Below are 22,009 nucleotides of genomic sequence, written 5' to 3' on the forward strand. Positions count from 1 at the left end.
TCTATTTTTTGATTACTCCGTTCGTAAGCTTTTAATCGGATTCGCCAAGGACGCTTTTAAACTTTGGTAACTGACTGTTGATAGTGCCACAAATAAGACTGTGAAGCCAGCCAGAGCAAACATCCACCATTGGATTTCTATATGAAATGCATATTCTTCCAACCATTTGTTCATTATAAACCAGGCAAGAGGAACAGCAAGAACAAAAGCTATAAAAACTAGTTTTAGAAAATCTTTAGAAAGCATATTTACCAATCTTATGGCGTTTGCTCCCAAAACTTTTCTAATCCCAATTTCTTTGAAACGTTGTTCTGTCATAAAAGCGGAAAGGCCATAAAGACCCAAGCAAGAAATAAAAATTGCGAGTATGGCGAATACTTTAAAGATTGAACCCATTTGCTGCTCCCCTTTGTATTGGGAATCCAAATTGGCATCAACAAAATTATAAACCAAAGGGTAGGCAGGGTTTAAAGTCTGATAGATGTTCTCAAGAGCTGCAATAGTACCCTCTGTACTTTTGGGAGCTGTTCTCACTACGGCAATGTTTCCATGATTTCTATGTTGTATTAACAAAGGCTCTATGGCATACTGCAGTTGCTTATAATTAAAGTCCTTAACAACGCCGATTATGGTTCCTTTATCTCCGCGGAAAGTTAGGGTTTTGCCTATAATGTCTTCGATGTTCATGCCCATTACCTTGACTGCGGTTTCGTTGATGATGTAGTCTTTATTTTCAAATGAGGTTTTTGAAAATTTTCTACCATTTAAAAGAGTCATCTGAAAAACATCCAAGAAATTCTCATCTGCCATAATACTTGGAAAAAGAATTTGTTCATTAGGATCTTTACCCTCCCAATGAATATCAAAATCACCAGAGACTAGATTGGCCGGAATATCAGAGACAATGGAAAAATCACTTGTTAGTGGGTTTTGAGCTAAAGCGGTTTTTAATGCTTCCTGTTTTCCCCACATTTCCCCTTCCATTGGAATGTATATTAAATTGGATTTATCATAACCCAGGTTTTTGTTTTTAATAAAAGTCAATTGTTTATAGATAACTGTAGTGCCGATCATCAACAACACAGAAACTACAAATTGGGAAATGACCAATCCATTTCGGAACAGAAGATTGTATTTTGAGAGTTTCAATTTGCCCTTTAAAACTTTAACTGGCTTAAATCCTGATAGAAATAAAGCAGGATAACTTCCGGAAATAAGCCCAGTTATCAAAGCTATAATGAGCAAAGCCGACCAAAGTATTGGGTCTGCCATGCTAAATACAAGTTCTTTTTGAGAAAGATGGTTAAATGCGGGCAACAACAAATACACCAAGCCTATGGCAAGGACTAAGGAGAGGAAAGAAATAATCAGGGATTCACCCAAAAACTGAAATATAAGTTGGCGACGACCAGCTCCTATCACTTTTCTTAACCCTACCTCTTTGGCTCTTTTGGAAGATCGTGCAGTTGCTAGGTTCATGTAGTTGATACATGCCACTATTAAAATGATAAAGGCAACTAGAAAGAAGATGTTTACATATTGAATATTTCCATGACCAGGGAGATCTATTTGCAAGTCAGAATGTAAGTGAATATCCTTTAAAGGCTGTAAATTAAAAGTAATCTCAAACTCAGGTGATCGTTCTGCAAAAATCTTGTTGATTCTATCCACCATTTCAGATAATTTCTCTGGGGTAGAAACAGCATTTTTTTCAAACTGGAAGTAACCGTAAAAATTAAAACTGTTCCACACTTTGTTTACCAAATCACTATCATTTTTCGCTTGATAGGTCATTGGTATTATCATGTTGAATTGTAAGTGTGAATTGGACGGAACATCTGCTAACACACCTGTAACAGTAAAGGTGTCCTTATTGTCAACCTTAATGGTCTTACCCAAGGCACTTCCAGCCCCAAAATACTTAGTTGCAATGGCTTCTGTTATTAAAACAGCGTCAGGATTCTCAAGAGCGGTCTCAGGTTCGCCTTCTATTAGGGGAAAAGTAAACACATCCAAAAGATTAGAATCTGCATAGAAAACGGGACCTTCTTTAAATTTTTGATTATCTATTTCAACTAAGGCCTCAAAAGGGGCACTTAGACGAAGACTTGACTTTATTTCAGGGATGTAATCAGGCAATTCCTCAACCATGCCAGGAGCGCTTACTGCGGCTTTAAAATTTTCATTTGCCTCTGCTGTCAGTCTATATATGTTATCTGCATTGGAATGAAAAGTATCATAACTAGACTCATTCTGCACCCATAAAAGAATGAAAATACTGCACGCCATACCAATGGTGAGCCCCCCTATATTTAAAAGAGAATACCATTTGTTTTTTGTAAAGCTTCTCCATGCAACCTTGATATGATTTTTTAACATGATATGATTTTTTTGATTGATGTTTAATTCATTCAGTACGCAGACTTTTAATAGGATTGGATCTAGCTGCTTTAATTGCTTGAAAACTTACAGTTACAATGGTAACTAACACTGCACCTATCATAGCAAGCGCAAAAATCCACCATTTAAGAATTACCCTATAAGGGTAATCTTGTAGCCAACCATTCATTACGTAATAGGCAATGGGAACGGCAATGAAACAGGAAATAATAACCAACTTTAAAAAATCTTTGGAAAGCATGTTCCATACATTAAAAACCGATGCTCCCAACACTTTTCGCACCCCTATTTCTTTAGTACGTTGCTCAGCAACAAAAGAGGTAAGTCCAAATAATCCAAGGCAGCTAATCAAAATCGCCAAGGCTGTAAAGATTCCAGAGAGTCTTCCAACTCGTTCTTCTGAGGCAAATTTTACTCCATACTCTTCATCTACAAAATCGTATTGAAAAGGAATATTTGGAAAGTGTTGTTTAAAAACGCGTTCTATAATCGCTAGATTCTGACCTACACTTTGCTTAGGGTTTAGCCTTAGGTTATAGAAACTTGACTCACCTTCCTTGTCAAAAACGTACATGCCTTGCTTAACAGGCTCATATGGCGACTGTGCAATCATATCCTCTACAACACCAATAACTCTAAGCGGAGGGTCTGGATCTTCATCAGAATCATCTTTAATAAGCATCCCTATAGGGTTTTTAAGTCCCATATATTTTACCGCCGTTTGGTTCAATAGAACTGCATTGGAATCTGTTGCAAATTCTCTGGAAAAATCCCTTCCTTCCACAATTTTTAAATTCAAGGACTTGGCATATTCTGGTGATACTTCCGTCCATGCCAAATCTTCCTGAAACCCTTCTGCTTTACCTTCCCAAACAAAGCCATTTCTGTTGGACCATATCCGAGTTGTTGGGCTGCTAGAAGAAGACATTTCAATGACAGCGTTTGAACTCAAAAACTCGCGGCGCATTAGGTCATATTTACCAGTAAAATCTTCGCTGAAGGTTGGAACTTGAATCAACCCTTCTTTATCATAACCTACAGGGCGGTTTTTAGCATAGTTTATCTGTTGCATTACAATAACGGTCCCAATTATAAATGCTACTGAGACGGTAAATTGAAGAACAACTAGAATTTTTCTAGGAGTACCGGCATGTTTACCCGCTTTGAAGGTTCCTTTTAAGACATCCACGGGTTTAAATGATGAAAGATACAAGGCTGGATAACTACCAGCAAGCAAAGCTGTAAACAAGACAAATACTATGGAAATGAGCCAAAAAAACGGATTAGCCCAAGGAAATACAATCTCTTTTTTCGCTAATTCGTTAAACCCATTAAGGGATAGAAGGACAATTAAAACCCCAATGATAAAAGCAAAAAGAACTACCAAAAATGATTCGCTCAGGAATTGATTTATGAGCTGTCTTCTTTGTGAACCTATTGATTTTCTAATACCAACTTCTTTGGCGCGCTTTTCTGACCTTGCCGTACTTAGATTCATAAAATTAATGCATGCCAAAAGCAAAACAAAAGCTCCTATAATACCAAAAAGCCAAACGTACTTTATCCTTCCACCAACTTGCACACCATTTTCGAAATTGGATCGCAAATACCAATCCTTCATTGGTAAAAGAGCTAATTGGGGGTTAAACGGCTCCCCATCTTCAAACAGATTCTTTTTTACATCTTTTATGGTTGAAGAAACGCTTTCCATTGATGTGTTATCTGAAAGCTGCACAAACATTTGAAAGGAATTATTGCCCCAGCTGTCCTCAGATTCTTGTACCCATTCTCTTGAGGTCACGTATTTATCCCATGGCATGATAAAATGTGTATCATTAAAAGAGTTGTTGAAAGGAATAGCTTCATAGATGCCGGTTACCATCATATCATACTGGCTGTTTACCTCAATGATTTTACCTATTGGGTCTTCATTGCCAAACAATGCCTCAGCCGTTAAAGTTGAAAGCATAATTGAGTTTAATTCTCTAAGTCCGTCTTTTTCTCCTTTTATAATTTTTAGATCTAACATTTCCGGAGCTTTATCTTGCATAAAATTCCCAGTTCTTGAAATACTGTTGTCCTTATATTTTAGGTACTGGGAGTTGGTCCAAGATGACATGACCAGATATTTAAAATTGTCCATGTAATCTTCTCGGAAAGTCATTTCCAATGGACGCGGAATTGCTGGACCAGTGCCAGTAAGGCCATTGAAGGTCTGCGATTGAATTACCTGCGCCACAGTTTCCTTATTTTTAAAATAATCATTGTGGGTGAGCTCGTCTTGCATCCAAAGCCCTATGATAAGTGTAACAGCCATTCCCAGGGCCAGGCCACCAACGTTTATGAGGGTATAAGCCTTATTCTTAGTAAGATTTCTCCAAGCTATTTTTAGATAATTCTTTAACATGATAGTTCGTTTTATTGATGATTTTATTCTGTCCGCAGACTTTTTACTGGGTTCATTAATGCTGCTTTGATGCTTTGATAGCTTACCGTCAGAATTGCAATTGTTACCGCTAAAAATGCAGCCAAAACAAAAACCTCTAAGCCGATATCAATCCGGTATGAAAAGTCTTCTAACCAAGTATTCATAGCATACCATCCTATAGGTAATGAGACCAGTATTGAAATGCTTACAAGCTTAAGAAAATCTATGGCAAGTCTATAGGTGATTTGACCAACGCTAGCCCCCAATACTTTTCTTACCCCGATCTCTTTAGCTCGTTTTTCTGCATTGAAAGCAGCCAATCCAAAAAGACCAAGACAAGCTACTAAAAGAGAGAGCAGGGTAAATACAATAAAAATTTGCCCTAGCTTTTTTTCCGCCTCATACGTAGTATTAAAGGCATCGTCCATAAACCGATAATTAAAAGGTTGCCCTGGTGCCATCTGTTCCCATATTCTTTCTATGGCAGCAACGGAATTGGAAAAATCCCCAGCATTAAGCTTTACCGCCATTGAGCCAATTGAATTACCAAGTGTTAGGCTTAGTGCACCAATATCTTTTTTTAATGATTCAAAATGAAAGTCTTTAACCACGCCGACAACTGTAAAAAAGGTAGCATCTTCTTGACCTAAATCTCTAGATAAACGCATTCCAAGAACTTCTTCTGTTGAAACCCCTAAAACAGATACCGCGGATTCATTTAAAATGATAGCGGTAGAGTCAGCAACAAATTGATTGCTAAAATTTCGACCAGAAACAAGTTCCATATTAAGTGTAGGGAGATAATCATGATCTATCAGCCATATCTGCATATTTATGGTATTCTCTTGGTCTTTGGTACCTTCCTTAAAAAAGGAAGTATTGCCCCGATAAGAGGGTGTAGGAAGAAAACCAGATAAGGACGCACTTTCTACTTGCCCAAGGCTTGCCACTTCTTCCTTAAAGGCTTGTGCATTATCTCCTGCAGCGTATGCATCCTCAATAATTAATACTTGATCCTTGGAAAAACCAAGATCCTTACTTTGAATAAAATCCAACTGCTGGTAGACGACAATTGTGCTTACAATGAGGAAAACAGAAATTGCAAATTGAAAAACGACCAAAGCATTTCTAACTTTTCCACCACCAATACTTTTTTCTCCAGAGCCTTTAAGTACCGCAACGGGCATGAACCTTGACATAAAGAACGCAGGATAAGCTCCTGAAAATATTCCCAAGAAAAAGGTCGCAGCAACTAAAGCAATCCAGAAAAATGGATTGGAAAAAGGAATTGATATAGCCTTGCCTGCTAAATCGTTAAAAAATGGAACTGCAATAATTGCTATGAGTATTGCAAGAACAAGAGAAATAAAGGTGATTAGGCCAGATTCCATTAAAAACTGACGTAAAAGATTCGCTTTTGTGGAGCCCAAAGTTTTTCTAACGCCTACCTCTTTACTTCTTTTTAAAGAATGTGCTGTAGACAAGTTCATAAAATTAACACTGGCCAATACAATTAAAAAGAGCCCAATAAAGGATAGTATATAAATGTTCTGCATACTACTGTTGGCACTCATTTCAGATTCTAAATCAGAATGCAAATGAATTCTGGTCAGTGGTGTTGAACTCAGATAGTAGTGGTTTCCAGAAGCTTTGAACTGCTCTTCTGTTATACCAGGGAAAAATCTTTGTGCATACGGTATAACATATGTGTTGAACATAGACTGTAAGGGCTCTTGAAAATCCTTTTCATCAACTCCTGGGGCTAGTTTAATAAACGTGGAATAGTTATGACTGGTCCATTCCGTGCTCAGTGCATCCTCATAGCCAGCCATTGCCATAAAAACATTATAATCCCTAAGGAAAGAATTTTTTGGCATATTACTGATAACACCTGTGACGGTATAAGTGGCCCCATTGTTCAAAACCAAGGTTTGACCAAGAGCTTCAGATGTGCCAAACTGTTTTTCTGCAGCTGTTTTGGTCAGCACTAAAGTATTGGGCTCTTTTAAGGCACTATTACTATCGCCTGCCAGTAGATGTAACCCAAACATTTCAAAGAAAGAAGAATCCACAAAAGTTGCATCGGTCTCTTTTGTATTTTGTTTAGCGCTACTTTTTCTAATAAGTATGCTTCCATTCCTCCTAAATCTTGTGGCAAGTTCTACTTGGGGGAAATCAGCTACCACAGCATCGGCCATCGGTGCCGATACTTCAGCCATTTTACTTTCTTTGCCCCCAAATTTGACATCTACATCTATACGGTGTATACGATCGGCATCTGCGAACATTTTATCAAAACTTAGCTCATCGTAGATATATAAGGAGATAAGTAGGCCACCTGCCATACCAATTGCAAGTCCAAAAGTGTTCAAAAATGTAAAAAAGGGCTGCTTTTTAAGACTCCTCCAAGCTATTTTGATATGGTTTTTAAACATGACATTTTATTTTATTGATGATTTTATTCTGTCCTTAGACTTTTTACTGGGTTGACAATGGCCGCTTTAATGCTTTGATAGCTTACTGTAATTATGGATATTACCAAAGCTAATAGGGATGCCAAAATGAAAACCCACCAACCAATTTCTATACGATATGAAAAGTCTTCCAGCCATGTATTCATGGCATACCAACCGATAGGTATCGAAACAAGGATGGCCAGGCCAACAAGTTTTAGAAAATCTATTGTAAGTTTATATGCTATTTGGCTTACCCGAGCTCCCATTACCTTACGAACTCCGATTTCTTTAGTTCGTTTTTCAGCATTAAAGGCAGCCAACCCAAATAGTCCAAGACATGCTATCATAATTGACAAAATCGTAAAAATGATAAAAATATGTCCCAACCGCTGCTCTGATTGATAGGTGTTATTAAAAGAATCTTCCATAAAGTAGTAATCAAAAGGCTGTCCAGGTGCCAACTTGTTCCATATACTCTCAATACTGCTTATTGCACTGGAAAAACTACCCTCTTCTAGCTTTACGGCCATAGAGTTTGAAAAACTCCCTAAATGCATGCTCAAAGATTCAATCTCATTTCTAAATGGAGAAAAATGAAAGTCTTTTACAACACCGATAATTTTAAAGTAACGAGGGTTTTCAGAACCCATATCAGGAGTATATTGCATACCAATTGCCTCATTTGGTGAAACACCAATAACCGCCACTGCAGATTCATTAACAATAATACTGGTAGAATCATTCTTAAAACTTTGCTTAAAATTCCGACCAGCAATAATTTCAAAACCCATTGTCGAGACATAGTCATGATCAACACCCCAGCGTTGCATGCTTAATGCATTCTCTTGGTCAGTTGCTCCCTCCATTGGTGAGAATGTGCTATCAGACCTATTTGAAGGAGTAGGAAAGTAACTGCTTAACGTAACATCTTTAACAAAACCGAGCTTTTTAACCTCTTCTTTAAAGGAAGTGGCTTGGTTGCTAATCATAAAGACATCATTTACAATAAGCACCTGGTCCTTTGAAAAACCAAGGTCTTTATTTTGAATATAATTTAGTTGCTGATAGACAACCATGGTGCTTATGATTAAAAAAATGGAAATTGAAAATTGAAAGACTACTAAAGCGTTTCTTATTTTTCCACCACCAATACTATTACTGCTAGCCCCTTTTAATACTTTTATGGGAATAAATTTTGACATAAAGAATGCAGGATAACTACCTGACAATAGGCCTAAAATAACCCCGGCAGCTATTAGAATCAACCAAAAAATGGGGTTGGCGTAGGGCATTGAGATGTTTTTGTCGGCCAAATCATTAAAGAAGGGCAATGCTATTATTGCTAGAACTATAGCAAATAATAGGGAACCAAAAGAGACTAAGCCAGACTCTAAGAGAAACTGACGGATCAACTCTCTTTTTTTAGAGCCCAACGTTTTTCGAATGCCAACTTCTTTTGCTCTTTTAAGAGAATGTGCGGTAGATAAATTCATGAAATTTACACATGCCAAGACAATAAGAAAAATGGCTATAAAGGAAAGGATGTATATACTTTGAATATCATTGTTAGAACTTATTTCGGCTACTCGATCTGATTTTAGATGGATGTCGGTTAATGGTATTGTACTATAGATTAGGTGATTCCCCGCTGCTTTAAATTGTTCTTCTGTAATACCTGGCATGAACTGTTGCACTCCTGGAACCACATATTTGCCTAAGAATCCTTGCAGTGGTTCTTGCAGATTAGCAATGTTTGCTGTAGGAATAAGTTTGATATAGGTCTGATAATTATTGCTGCCCCAATTGACAACACGTGAATCTTCATAACCAGACATGGACATAAAAATGGTATGATCCCTTAAAAATGAATTATTGGGTAGGTCATCAATTATACCTGACACGGTATAATTTTCACTATTGTTCAATACAAGGTTTTTGCCTAGTGCGTCATTGATTCCAAAATGTTTTTCTGCTGCAGTTTTGGTCAATACCAATGTATTTGGAGCTTTTAAAGCTGTTTTGACATCACCAACAAGAAGTTTGATTCCAAACATTTCAAAAAATGTAGAATCTACATATGTGGCTTGCATCTCTTTTAAATTAAACTCTGTATCCGCTTTTCTAATTAATGTACTCCCCCTAGTTCTAAATCGAGTAACTAATTCTACCTCTGAAAAATCGTTCTCCACTGCTTCAGCCATGGGGGCAGGTATAACAGCAAATTCTCTAGCTTCACCGCCAAATTTTATATCCACATTTATACGATGTATGCGATCAGCATCTGCAAACATTTTATCAAAACTTAACTCATCGTAGATATATAAGGAGATAAGTAGACCACCCGCCATACCAATAGCAAGTCCAAAAGTGTTCAAAAACGTAAAGAAGGGCTGCTTTTTAAGACTCCGCCAAGCTATTTTAATATGGTTTTTAAACATGATGCTTTGTTTTTTGATGTGTTTTATTCTGTTCTTAGACTTTTTAAGGGCTGAATCAATGCTGCACTTATGGATTGATAGCTAATCGTTAGTATAGCTATGACCAAGGCTATTAGCCCAGCTGTGATAAAGGTGGTCCAATCCAATCCTGTTTTGTATGCAAAATCTTCTAGCCATCGGCTCATCACATACCATCCGACAGGAACGGCCATAACAATTGAAATACCAACAAGTCTCAAAAAGTTAATGCTCAATAGGCTATATATATTTTTAAAAGAAGCCCCCAAAACCATACGAATGCTGATTTCCTTTTTACGCTGCTCTACCATAAATGCTGATAGCGCAAATAACCCTAGGCAAGCGACAAGAATTGCTAAAATTGAGAAAGAAAGAAAAATAGTTCTTATCCGGGTTACATTGGCATACATTTTAGTAAAAGATTCGTTCATGAAAGCATACCGAAATGCCATATTGGGTGAAAATTCATTCCACTTGTTCTCAACTTCCTTTAATAGTGAAGACATGTCTCCAGTATCTATTTTTAAAGAAATTATTGAGGGACTTACGCCTCTAAAAAAACATAGTGGCTGCACTTCTTGCTTTAAAGAATTAAAATTGAAATCTTCAACAACGCCAATTACTTCGTAAAGCCTACCATACCTCGATATTTTTTTGCCAATAGGATTATCAAGGTTAAGCTTTTTGGCCATGGTCTGATTGATTACAGTCGATTCATCATCACTGATTTTATCTATGGAGAAATTTCTTCCTTCCACTAACGTAATCCCTAAGGTTTCCAAATAATCTTCATCCACTACCCAAGCCTGTCCGGGCACGGTTTCGTCCACATTATCTCTACCTTCATTTACAAAGCTATTGCCATTTCTTTTTGTTCCTTCAAGAGGTAAATAGTCACTTATACTTACACTGGTGACACCATTAATCTCTTTCAGATTATCTTTAAAGGTATCTACTCTGTCACCCATGATATTGGTTCCGTAAAGCTGAATTACTTCTTCTTTTTCAAAACCTATTTTAGAGTTGAGGATAAAATCCATCTGCTGATTTACAATAAGGGTTCCGATGATTAGAATAATTGAAACGGTAAATTGAAATACAACAAGACCACTTCTTAATGGGTTAGATTTACTGCCAGTACTAAGCTTGCCCTTAAGGACAGCTACCGGACGAAATCTTGATAAATAAAAAGAGGGATACAAGCCTGCAAGCAAACCTACGGCCAATGAGGAAACTAAAAGAAGAGGGATAAACACAGGGCTAGCAAACGGTAAACTCAATGCTTTTCCAGAGATGCTACTAAAAAGTGGCATCATTAACCAAGCTATTGCCAAGCCTATTACAAAGGAAATGAAAGAAAGTAAAACAGACTCAGTCAAAAATTGACCAACGAGATAACGTTTGGGCGCCCCTACCACTTTCCTAACCCCTACCTCTTTGGCCCTATTTGCGGATTTGGCAGTTGAAAGATTTACAAAATTGATGCTGGCAATGACCAAAATAAACAAGGCCACTATACCAAAAATCCATATAATCTTGATGTCGTTTCTTGAATTGGCTTCAAAATCAATATCATTTGAATATAGATTTATATCGGTCAAGTGCTGTAATCCAATGGAAAGTCGATCTTCAAGATTTCCTGCCATGGCAAACCCACCTGCTTCAAACGCAGGCATTAAATAATCTTTGATGATATGATTTGAGATTTTCTTTTGAACCTGCAGGATATTCGTTCCACTCTTCAGGGTGATGTAGGTAAAATAGTTGTTCTGGGTCCATCTTGTTTGTTCTCCTTCCCCAAATTCAACGCCGGACAGGGTTAGCATAAAATCGTAATCTAAGTGGGAGTTGCTAGCGAAGTCTTCCATAACCCCATTGATTCGAAATGGTTGGTCGTTGTTTCCGTTTAGATATATTGAGCTTCCCACCGGATTACTTTCTCCAAAGTACTTTTCAGAAATGCTATTGGAAATCACAATAGTACCTGGTTCGCTAAGGGAAGTTGGCGCGTTTCCATAGACCATTTGGATATCCATAATATCCATAATGGACTGATCCGCATAAGCAAAGCCCTCCTCATGATATTGCGTGGGGCTCCCTTCCAATCGAATTTCATTACTGCCTGCTCCATAAAACAATCCGTTATCCATTATTCTTCCCGCATTTTCAACTTCAGCAAAATCATTTAGCACAGTACTTGCCATAATGGCTGAAAAATGAATACCACCCCTTACATTACCATCCTGGATAATGGCATTGGTCATTCTATAAATGTTTTTGGAATTTGCTACATGTTTATCATAACTGCTTTCATGAATAATATAAATTGAAATCAGAATGCATGCGGCTACACCAAAACTAAGACCAACTATATTGATTAAGGTGAACCCCTTGTTTTTTAAGAGACTTCTCCACGCGACTTTTAAATAGTTCTTTAGCATGATTTTATAATTTATTGAGCTTATTCATCCTTTAGTGAAATGGCGGGATTTATAAAAGCTGTTTTAATAGATTGTAGTGATATTGATAAGGTGGCCACTGTCAATACAATCAAAAAAGGAATGATGAACATCCACAATCCTATTTGAATGCTGAAAGCGTAATTCTGTAGCCAGGCTTTAAGGGTAAAATAAACAATCGGAATTGCGATTACACCCGAAAGCATTACAAGGCTCAACAATTCTTTGGGGATTAAAATGACTGCCTGAAGAACGGTTGCACCCAAGACCTTTCTTACACCTATTTCCTTTACTTTTTGCAAGGCCATATGTGAGCCAAGCCCAAACAACCCCAATGCCGCAATTATAATGGCCAATATGGAGAATAACATACAGATCATTCCAAACTTTAGATCCGCTTGATATTGTCTATTAAAATATTCATCCAAAAAGAAGTAATTAAAATAATCTCCCGGGAAAAACTTATTGAAACTTTCTTTAATTGAGGTTACTGTGGCATTTACATTTTCACCATTGATGTTAGACGTGAGATAAGTGGCAGCGTAGCCATCTGAAAAAATAAATACCATACCATTAACATTATTTTTTAGAGATTCATGATGATAATCTTCAACTACCCCAATTATTTCCGCTCTTCTATCTATTGGACCTTCTTTGAAGACGACTTTTTTGTTAATTGCAGTTTTTGGATTTGAAAAACCAAGTTTTTTTACAGCTGATGCGTTTAACATGACCCTATGTAGTTTAGGTGTTTCAAATGCTTCATCGCTATAATATGAGGTCCGATCCTCAATCCGGAAATTTCTTCCAGCCAAAAGACCAACCTTATAGGTTTCCAAAAAAGTGTGATCTGTATACAAATAATTTACACCTACACTCGCTGCCTTTTCGTCCTCTTCTTTACGAATGTTATTTACCGTAGTAATAGTTTTGCCAGGAACTGAATTTGTTATAGAACTACCATTGATATTGGGATTTCTAAGCAATTCTTTTTTAAAAGCTTCTACCTTATCCACGGTGGTTGAATCCCTATAAATTGGAGCATTGATGACCAGGCTATGATCGATATTGAAGCCGAGATCTTGATTTTGCATAAACGAAAATTGATTATAGACGACAAAGGTTCCGGATATTAAAGCAATTGAAACCGTAAATTGAGCTATAACCAATCCTTTGCGAAAAGCATTACTCTTTGATGATTGGTGAAACTTGCCTTTGAGGACTTGTATTGGCCTGAAACTGGAGAGCACAAAGGCTGGATATACCCCAGCCAACAACCCTCCAATAAGAAAAATGGATAAAATAATCATCCATATACCAAGTTCTGACCACATATTAAAAGTTAGAATGCGAAGCCCTACTAAATTGTTGAATGGGGTCATTAATAAATTGACCAGTGCAATGGCAATGAGGACCGCTACAAAATTGATGATGAGAGATTCACATAAAAATTGTGTAATGAGTGAATTTCGGTGAGCACCAATTACTTTTTTTATCCCAACTTCTTTTGCTCTTTCTAAGGATTTAGCCGTTGATAAATTGACAAAGTTCATAAGTGCGATACCAATAACAAAAAGCGCAATGATGATTAAAAATACCAACGTGCTTTCATCATTATTGGCAGATAGTTCTTGTCGATAATGTGATTTTAGATGAATGTCTCGCACTGGCTGCAAGGCCATTTTAGCTTCAAAACCATGCTCAGCCATAATATCGCTGAGATATTTCTCAACAAAGCCAGACAATTTTTTTTCTACTTGTGTTGGATTCGTTCCCGGCTTTAATAGGATGTAGTTATAAAACTCTGGCCATACCCAATTTGTGTTTTTCCAAGCCCCTAGAGTTTCAAATGAAACAAGCATATCAAAATCTAAATGGGTATTTTCTGGAAGATCTTCAAAAACCCCAGTCACTTTTGCAGAATCCTCCTCATTGAGTTTAATTGTTTTTCCAATGGGATCTTCATCCCCAAAAAAACGCTTTGAAATAGTGGAAGAAAGCAGAATGGTTTCAGGTTCTGATAAGGCCGTTTTGAGATCACCTTTCTCCAGCGGAATATTGAATAATTCCAATATAGAGGATTCTCCCAACAACAATCTGTCATCATTGGTACTTACTTTTATAATGTCACCATTACTATTGGTATAAGAAAGAACAAAATTATTAGACCATATGACGCTTTTATCAACTAATCGAGCATAATTTTTTACCTCGGGAATATCGGCCTTAAGCGATGGTGCAACGGCTGGGTGATTTGTTGCTGAGGTTTCAAATCCGTTGCCGCCCAAATCTGTTGTAATGTGAACCCTGTATAGATCATTAATATTAGTATGGTAATCATCATAAGACCGCTCAAAGGTTACATATTGGGTAATCAATAAAAAAGCAGTAATTCCAATGGTAAGTCCTAGAACATTGATTGCCGTGAAGAGCTTGTTTTTAAAGAAGAATCTAACCGCAATTTTGATATGATTTTTTAACATGATTTAGGCTTAAGGGCTTATTCTGTTCTTAGACTTTTTACAGGACTGGCAACTGCCACTTTTAATGTTTGATAGCTAATGGTGATCAGCGTAATCACCATTATGGAAATTATGGCGAAGGCAAAAACCCACCAATGTATTTCAGTTCTGTATGCGTAACCTTGAAGCCATTGCTCCATTAAATACCATGCAATTGGGGTAGCAAGTAAACCGGCAATAAGAATAAGTTTAAAAAAGTCCACAGTAAACAGAGTCAAAATATTGGCAACATTACTGCCCAATACTTTTCTTATTCCTATTTCTTTTGTGCGTTGTCCAACAAAAAATAAGATAAGCCCATAGAGCCCCAAGCAACCGATCAATATGGCTAAAGCAGAAAATACTTTGGAAAGCGACAAATACCGCTGTTCTGTTTCATATTGCTTTGCGACTCTTTCATCTAAAAAGCGGTATTCAAAAATGTATCCCGTAAAGGCATCTGACCATTTTTCACCAATCTCCTCTAAAGTGGATGCTGTGTTTTGATGGTTTATTTTAAGGGCAATTTCACCGTACCAGTCATTATTGGCAGCAATAAAAACTGGGTTTATCCCTTCTGTAAAATTAGAATCATGAAAATTTTGCACTACCCCAACGATTGTCCCGCTCATCCTGCCTCCGTTGACTTCTATTTTTTTCCCAATTAGTTCTTCTGATGTGGCCAGACCTAATTTTTCACCAAGCCTTTCATTAACAAGCAACTCAGTTATAAGAGAATCGCTTTCAAAGAAGTTTCTGCCTGCCACAAGAGGAATATTAAAAGTGTTTAAATAGTTTACATCCCCTATTTTAGCTTCTATGCTAAACTCTTCTACTTCTGCTCTGTTATGATATTTTACTCCTGTGCCCCAATTGTTTTCAGCCGCACCAGGGCTGCTTAAACAGGCCGAAACGTTTTGCACCCCAGGAATTTGATTAAACCGTTCTTTCAAGCTTTTAAGTTTAATGCGGTCTATAGCTGCTGGGATTTCTACCATGACAATGGATTCTTTGTCAAAACCCAAGTCGGTATTTACAGCATAATCTATCTGTCTAGAAATAATCAATGTAGCAGCAATAAGAGTAATGGATATTGCAAACTGGGCAACTACAAGCACTTTTCTCGTGGTGGTTCCTCCGGTATCATTGTGACTTAGCTTGCCTTTTAGCGCAAGTACGGGAACAATGCGGGCCATTAGTATTCCAGGGTAGCTCCCGGATAAGAATGCAACCAATGTTAAGATGAACATTAAGAACCCTAAAAACCTATAGTTTAAAAGATCCTTCCAGGATAACTGCAATTCAAAAAGATTGTTGAATGAGGGTAAAAAAACTAAAGTAAGGGTAACACCTAATATTATTGCAAATAAACTGATGACAAATGTTTCTGATAAGAACTGCCAAAACAGGTGATGTTTAAAGCTGCCCAGCACTTTACGAACCCCGATTTCCTTAGAACGATAAAAAGCTTGAGCTGTTGAAATATTGATAAAATTGATACAGGCTATTGTAATCAAAAACAAACCTATAATGGCAAACACCCATAAAAGAACAGGGTCTAAACCACCATAGAGTGGATTAAAATGGATATCCGACAGGGATTGTAATTTGTAGATATGTTTGTTCTTGCTTTTTGGCCTATGTTTCTTAGGAAGCTCCAACAAAGCGGTTTCAATAGAGGCAATATTTTGGTTTGGTTTTAAAAGAGCATAAGTCTGTAGATTGCTGGTTATGCCTCCCCAAGTTTCTGAAGCAGCAAACTCAAAGAAATCTTTGAGGTTTTCAAAAGAGACAAATACACCTCTATCTAAAAAAGTAGTTTTAGGAATGTTTTTCAGCACCCCGGTAATTTCTATGGTCTTATTGTTCTGTAAAACAAAAGTCTCACCCACCACGTTAGTTTTTCCAAACATTTTTAGGGCGACCGCTTCTGTTAATACGGCTGTGTTCGGAGCTGAAAGAGAGATGTTATTGCTGCCATTGATTAAGGGGTAATTGAAAATTTGAAAGAAATCTTCTTCCACAAAGGCCACATCTTCCTTAAACTTGTCTGTGACCCCATTCCTTACAACATCCATTATAAGACCATCTTGACTTGAGATTTTAGCAACTTTTTCTGCATATTCATAGTCTTCCCTAAAGGTTTTGGCAAAGGCTGGGGGGACACTGGGTTCAAACTCTATAAGATCCCTGTGCTCTTCAGTAGCCATTCTGTAAATACGGTCAGAGTTGGCATGGAAATTATCAAAAGAAAGATGATAGCTTAAGAACAAATAAATTAAGATGCCGCTACCAAAACCAATGGCAAGGCCTAAAATGTTAATGGCTGTAAAGACTTTTCTTTTTAAAAGATTTCTCCAGGCAATTCTTAGATAGTTCTTGAACATGATTTAATCGATTTTCTGAATTTCGGCTTCACCTATTATTATTCCTCTATCTACTTCTGGGGAACCTTCATAGGCAATAATTGCCTCTCCATAGGCGGTAACTTTTAGTCTGTCTGAGACCGCTACCCGGTAGCTGCCTTCACCATATGCTGTTATCTTGGTCTCAATGGTGCTTACCTCTAAAGTGTTAATTGTACTTTCTCCATAAGCCGTTATTTTTTGTCTGCCAACAGAACCTTTTTTAAGTTCTAAATAGCTTTCGCCATAAATAATCGTAGTCAGATTATCTAGGGTTACATCATTTAAATACACTTCTGATTCTCCATAGAGCTTAAGCCTAAGTTCATGACCAGTAATTGAACTCTCACAAACAAATTTTTCCTCTCCACGTAATGAAAGTTCTTTTAGTTTTTTATAAGTAACTGTTGCAGTGACCACGGTACCTTTGTAAATGGACCGCTTGCTTTTCCATTTATCATTTTTGATTTTCTCTCTTTTTGTCACCATTTTGGCGTTGTCCAGATAAAGATGAAGTGTCTTGCCAACAACTTCTATATTGAGTTTTTCTATTGCCTCCGTACTTGAATGAACATTGACAGACTCAGACGCACCTTCAACAAAATTTACGGCTATGTGTGGGCTGACAATGACCTTGTCAAAACGTTCAACAGCAACTTTTTTAAGTTGACCAAAAGAATATCCAGATAAAAGAACAAAACCGATGATGAGCAGTTTTTGAATATACTTTTGTGTTTTTAATGATTTCATAACTATTCGTCTTTTGATTGATGATTTTGTTTTTTGATTGATGAATAAACTCCTCGGTTTTACTTAGACCATTGCTCCCATAGGTTTGTTTTGACTTTCCGTAACAATTTGCCCATCAAATAAATTAATGACCCTATGCGCGTAATGGGAATCTCTGTCTGAGTGTGTAACCATAACAATGGTTGTACCTTCTTGATTAAGTTCTGTGAGCAGGTTCATAACCTCAATCCCATTTTTGGAATCCAGGTTACCCGTAGGCTCATCTGCAAGAATCAATTTAGGATTTGTTACTACTGCTCTTGATATAGCAACCCTTTGCTGTTGACCACCGGAGAGTTGTTGCGGAAAATGTTTTTCACGATGTGCAATTTTCATGCGCTCTAACACTCTTTTTACGTTCTCTTTACGTTCGGCCTTGTTCATTTTTAAATAAATCAAAGGGAGCTCTACATTTTCATAAACAGTCAACTCATCAATAAGGTTAAAGCTTTGAAAAACGAAACCAAGATTTCCTTTTCGTAATTGAGTTCGCTGGCTTTCTCGTAACCCTCCAACTTCGTGTCCGGCAAATTGATAGCTTCCATCCGTAGGATTGTCCAGCATACCAATGATGTTTAGCAAGGTTGATTTTCCGCAACCAGATGGTCCCATTATAGCTACGAATTCTCCTTCGGCCACATTAAGGTTTACACCATTCAATGCCAACGTTTCCACTTCTTCCGTTTTGAAACTCTTTTTTAGATTCTGTATTTGTATCATCTTAATAGTTATTGTTTTTTTAAACTTTCTTGGTTAGATTTCTTTAAAGACCTGTTTTATAGCGCTTTGTTTCAGTAAATCTGTAATTAAGTCTTATTTCTATTTATTATTTATTTAATCTGCGTTAATTCCGTTTTTATGAAGGCTGAAACAAATGACCTTAAACCCAAGGTCCATCTCTTCTCCTTCGTTTTCTATGTATTCAATAGAATTTAAATCGAAATATGCTTCGTATGGAGAGAAACCCTGTGGCAGATAATGGGCCGTATTAAAGCCTAATTCTATAGCTTCATCCTCTACATAATTAATCGATTCAACTCCAACGATGTCGGTATAAGGATCAAATCCTTCTGGCAAATTGTATGTGGCATCAAAATCTAATTGCAATTCGTTCTCATCCTCAATATATATGATGGAATTCAAATCAAAATAGATTTCATATGGATTAAAATCCTCGGGAAGATAATTGGAGGTATCAAAGCCCAAATCAATTTCTGATTCTTTTTCTATAAACTCAATTTCATCTAAATTCAGAGTAAAAGAATCTTTGATTATCTCAGTATTGCTGTTCAATACTGTATAATTGCGCTCAAACGTACTGACAGTTTTAGCGGTTGTCTGTGCAACCAATGTCGTACTTTGTTGTTCTTCGGCTACGGCGGTACTGCTTATGAGTAAACATCCGTAAATCATTAATAACTTGTTCATTTTTTGATGTATTTCTTTTATTTTAAAACTATTCTTTCTGCAGTTCCAAAACTGTCATAGTTACTGGTAATTACCTGCTCGCCTGGTTCTAAACCTTCCAACACCTCATAGTATCTTGAGTTTTGTTTTCCAATACGGATATTTCGTTTTACAGCTTCGTTTTCATTTGTGCCCACGACAAAAACCCATTGCCCACCTGTACTTTGAAAGAAACCTCCTTTTGGCAGTAATAATGCGTCGTTGGAAGCACCAAGCTGCAGCTTTATATTGTAGCTCTGCCCAGCTCTTATGGTTTCAGGTTTGTTGTTAGTAAAAACTAAATCCACTTTAAACCTTCCGTTTCTTACTTCAGGATAAACCTTCCGTAAACGAAGACCATATTCTTTTCCATTTCTTTCTAATGTTGCTGATAGATCTCGTTTTATTCGATCTATATAGTGCTCGTCTATTTCTGCTTCAATTTTAAAATCCGTTAGCACATTAATTTGACCTATACGTTCACCTTGCGCAATGCTTTGTCCTATTTCAGCATCCAAAAACCCCAATTGACCATCAGCTGGAGCCCTAACATTTAAATGATCTAAACGCTCATAAACCATTGATAGGGTTTTTTGCATACGCTGCAAATCCGTATCCAATCCAGTAAGTGATGTTCTTCTTAATTCATCATCCTGTACCGTTTGAATCTTTACGATGTCATGTTGTTTTTTAGACAACTCATAGTTTTCCTTGGCGGTTAAATACACTTCTTTAGAAACCAGCTCTTCCTCGTAGAGCGCTTCGTTTTGCTCGTAGTTTCTTTTAAGACGTTGCAAATCATATTCGGCCGTGGCCAAAGACCTTTTTCCTTCTACTTGTCTAGAATCAAAAGTCAATTTAGTGGAGCGCAAATCGTTTTGCTTAAGGGCCAAGTTACTTTCACTGGCCAAAATCTGCTCATAAAGCATCATGTTTTCCAGCTTCAGAATGATGTCTCCTTTCTTGACCATGGTACCTTCTTCAATTAACTTTTCAGATACACGACCACCTTCATAAGCATCCATATAGATAGTAGCAATTGGGGCTACAGAGCCATTTATGGTAATGTAATCATCAAACTTTCCTTGCGTTACTTGCGCTATTGAAAGACGTTCTTTCTCTGTCCGAAAAGTGGATACGGAATTTGCGAAGAGCAACTTCCATCCTGTAAATAAGACCAGGGCACCTAAGGCGATGTATCCATAATGTTTTGGTCTTAATCCTTTTCTTTTTTCCAGTTGTATATCCATTCGTGTGGTTAATTAAGATTAAAAATAGGTAAGCCGTTATAGAAATCTATCGTGCTTTTATTCACTTTTAAGCGCAGGCCTACCTGTAAATTTTCATTTTGAGTTACGCCATATAAATTTTTTGCCTGAAAAAGATCTATGGCATTAATGAGACCCTTTTCATACCTTTTTTGCGCTATGTTGAATGCTAATTCCTGAGCTTGAACCCTTTTGTTGCTTTGCTCGTATTCTGCCATTAAAGCTTGATTGGTCTGAACCAATTGTTGTAAAAGTTGAAATAGTTCTTGTTCTTGAATATCAAGATTGGTTTTAGCTTGCTGATAGGCTATTTTTTGTTGCTTCACCCTTGAGTGATTGGACCAGCCCAGACTAATGGGAATATTGATTTGTGCTCCGGCAAAACGAGCAAAGTTATCACTGATTTGATCTGAAAATGGAATGATATCATCATTGTCATCAAGATTTGTTTCAGAAAACCTTGTCGATAGACCGGCAACCAAAGAAATTGAAGGATACAGACTTCCTCGTGTAGCTTGCAGTTGTTTTTTCGCAGCATAGACTCTAAATTCTTGTGATTTTACCAGGGGAACAAAACTTCTGGCGACTTCATAAATCGAATCTATAGAGACCTCATCATTCAAGGCAGTGGACACTGGGTCAAGTGTGGTCTGTAGTTGTATATCATTTTCTTCAGTCAGATTCATTTCCTGAAGTAGGGTAAGCTTTGCTAGGGCCAACAAATTTTCATTCTGTGTAACTAAAAGCTTATCACCCAAAAGATTAGATTCGGCTTCGTACAAATCTGCTTTGGCCATAACCCCCAATTCTACTTGTTTGTTGACCAGGTCATAATTAGATTGCGAAATTTCTAGTTGTTCCAAAGAGTTAGTCACCAAGCCTTCGTTGAACTTTATATCATAAAAGGCGCTCATCACTCTAAAAGCTAAAAGAAACTTTTCTTGCAACACGTCTTCTTGGGTGGCTTTGTATATAAATTTGGTAGCCTTTATAGTATTCAACTTCTGAAACCCTTGAAAGAGATCAACATTCGCGTTTAGACTATAGCGGTTACTATAAAACTCATTATTTACAAGAACACCTGTCTGTGGATCTTCTATTAAACCTGAGTTATATATGTAATTGGAAAAACCGGTTACATTGGGCAACATGTCCCTTACAGACTGTCTGTAAGATTCTTTACCCGCATCCTTATTGTGAGTTGTGTTTTTTACTTGAAGGTTATGCTCCACGGCATAAGAAACACATTCATCCAAAGTCCAAGTCTTTTGACCAAACCCGGTTAAGGAAACTAATAAAGCTAAAATTGTGATGTATGTTTTAAAAGTCATAATTCAATACTGTGCCAAACTATTTGCTATTCTCGTGCCAAAGAATTAAACATCTAATTATCAATTGATT

The 22,009-nt window shown here is 37.1% G+C and carries 12 protein-coding genes; all 12 read right to left on the minus strand.

Annotated elements, in window-relative coordinates:
* Positions 1–12 precede the first annotated feature (12 nt).
* Positions 13–2,379, minus strand: coding sequence for an ABC transporter permease (locus SJY44_RS03315; protein ID WP_396591275.1), 2,367 nt, complete (start codon positions 2,377–2,379; stop codon positions 13–15).
* A gap of 28 nt (positions 2,380–2,407) precedes the next feature.
* On the minus strand, positions 2,408–4,807 hold the full coding sequence (locus SJY44_RS03320; protein WP_396591276.1) for an FtsX-like permease family protein: 2,400 nt from the start codon (positions 4,805–4,807) through the stop codon (positions 2,408–2,410).
* Between the two features lie 23 nt (positions 4,808–4,830).
* Positions 4,831–7,263 carry an ABC transporter permease gene (locus SJY44_RS03325; protein ID WP_396591277.1) on the minus strand — a complete coding sequence of 811 codons (2,433 nt, stop codon included), beginning with the start codon at positions 7,261–7,263 and terminating at the stop codon, positions 4,831–4,833.
* A 23-nt stretch (positions 7,264–7,286) separates the two neighbouring features.
* Complete coding sequence (locus SJY44_RS03330) at positions 7,287–9,722, minus strand: ABC transporter permease (RefSeq protein ID WP_396591278.1); 2,436 nt, start codon at positions 9,720–9,722, stop codon at positions 7,287–7,289.
* Positions 9,723–9,745: 23 nt separating this feature from the next.
* On the minus strand, positions 9,746–12,181 hold the full coding sequence (locus tag SJY44_RS03335) for an ABC transporter permease (RefSeq protein WP_396591279.1): 2,436 nt from the start codon (positions 12,179–12,181) through the stop codon (positions 9,746–9,748).
* A 20-nt stretch (positions 12,182–12,201) separates the two neighbouring features.
* Complete coding sequence (locus SJY44_RS03340; RefSeq protein WP_396591280.1) at positions 12,202–14,682, minus strand: ABC transporter permease; 2,481 nt, start codon at positions 14,680–14,682, stop codon at positions 12,202–12,204.
* A 17-nt stretch (positions 14,683–14,699) separates the two neighbouring features.
* Positions 14,700–17,087 (minus strand): ABC transporter permease, encoded by a 2,388-nt coding sequence (locus SJY44_RS03345; RefSeq protein ID WP_396591281.1) that lies wholly within the window; start codon positions 17,085–17,087, stop codon positions 14,700–14,702.
* Between the two features lie 3 nt (positions 17,088–17,090).
* Positions 17,091–17,855 carry a head GIN domain-containing protein gene (locus SJY44_RS03350; RefSeq protein WP_396591282.1) on the minus strand — a complete coding sequence of 255 codons (765 nt, stop codon included), beginning with the start codon at positions 17,853–17,855 and terminating at the stop codon, positions 17,091–17,093.
* A 63-nt stretch (positions 17,856–17,918) separates the two neighbouring features.
* Positions 17,919–18,614: an ABC transporter ATP-binding protein gene (locus SJY44_RS03355; RefSeq protein WP_298923631.1), complete on the minus strand. Its 696-nt coding sequence runs from the start codon at positions 18,612–18,614 to the stop codon at positions 17,919–17,921.
* 114 nt (positions 18,615–18,728) lie between these two features.
* On the minus strand, positions 18,729–19,322 hold the full coding sequence (locus tag SJY44_RS03360) for a hypothetical protein (RefSeq protein ID WP_396591283.1): 594 nt from the start codon (positions 19,320–19,322) through the stop codon (positions 18,729–18,731).
* 17 nt (positions 19,323–19,339) lie between these two features.
* Positions 19,340–20,590: an efflux RND transporter periplasmic adaptor subunit gene (locus SJY44_RS03365; RefSeq protein WP_396591284.1), complete on the minus strand. Its 1,251-nt coding sequence runs from the start codon at positions 20,588–20,590 to the stop codon at positions 19,340–19,342.
* A gap of 8 nt (positions 20,591–20,598) precedes the next feature.
* Positions 20,599–21,939 (minus strand): TolC family protein, encoded by a 1,341-nt coding sequence (locus SJY44_RS03370; RefSeq protein WP_396591285.1) that lies wholly within the window; start codon positions 21,937–21,939, stop codon positions 20,599–20,601.
* Positions 21,940–22,009: the final 70 nt, after the last annotated feature.

The sequence above is a fragment of the Allomuricauda sp. R78024 genome (genome assembly GCF_044596045.1).
In the GTDB taxonomy this organism is placed as follows: Bacteria; Bacteroidota; Bacteroidia; order Flavobacteriales; family Flavobacteriaceae; genus Flagellimonas.

Bases quoted from the DNA above. Each gene is read 5' to 3' on its own strand.
- SJY44_RS03315 (WP_396591275.1), bottom strand. From the start codon at position 2,379: ATGTTAAAAAATCATATCAAGGTTGCATGGAGAAGCTTTACAAAAAAC.
- SJY44_RS03320 (WP_396591276.1), bottom strand. From the start codon at position 4,807: ATGTTAAAGAATTATCTAAAAATAGCTTGGAGAAATCTTACTAAGAAT.
- SJY44_RS03325 (WP_396591277.1), bottom strand. From the start codon at position 7,263: ATGTTTAAAAACCATATCAAAATAGCTTGGAGGAGTCTTAAAAAGCAG.
- SJY44_RS03330 (WP_396591278.1), bottom strand. From the start codon at position 9,722: ATGTTTAAAAACCATATTAAAATAGCTTGGCGGAGTCTTAAAAAGCAG.
- SJY44_RS03335 (WP_396591279.1), bottom strand. From the start codon at position 12,181: ATGCTAAAGAACTATTTAAAAGTCGCGTGGAGAAGTCTCTTAAAAAAC.
- SJY44_RS03340 (WP_396591280.1), bottom strand. From the start codon at position 14,682: ATGTTAAAAAATCATATCAAAATTGCGGTTAGATTCTTCTTTAAAAAC.
- SJY44_RS03345 (WP_396591281.1), bottom strand. From the start codon at position 17,087: ATGTTCAAGAACTATCTAAGAATTGCCTGGAGAAATCTTTTAAAAAGA.
- SJY44_RS03350 (WP_396591282.1), bottom strand. From the start codon at position 17,855: ATGAAATCATTAAAAACACAAAAGTATATTCAAAAACTGCTCATCATC.
- SJY44_RS03355 (WP_298923631.1), bottom strand. From the start codon at position 18,614: ATGATACAAATACAGAATCTAAAAAAGAGTTTCAAAACGGAAGAAGTG.
- SJY44_RS03360 (WP_396591283.1), bottom strand. From the start codon at position 19,322: ATGAACAAGTTATTAATGATTTACGGATGTTTACTCATAAGCAGTACC.
- SJY44_RS03365 (WP_396591284.1), bottom strand. From the start codon at position 20,590: ATGGATATACAACTGGAAAAAAGAAAAGGATTAAGACCAAAACATTAT.
- SJY44_RS03370 (WP_396591285.1), bottom strand. From the start codon at position 21,939: ATGACTTTTAAAACATACATCACAATTTTAGCTTTATTAGTTTCCTTA.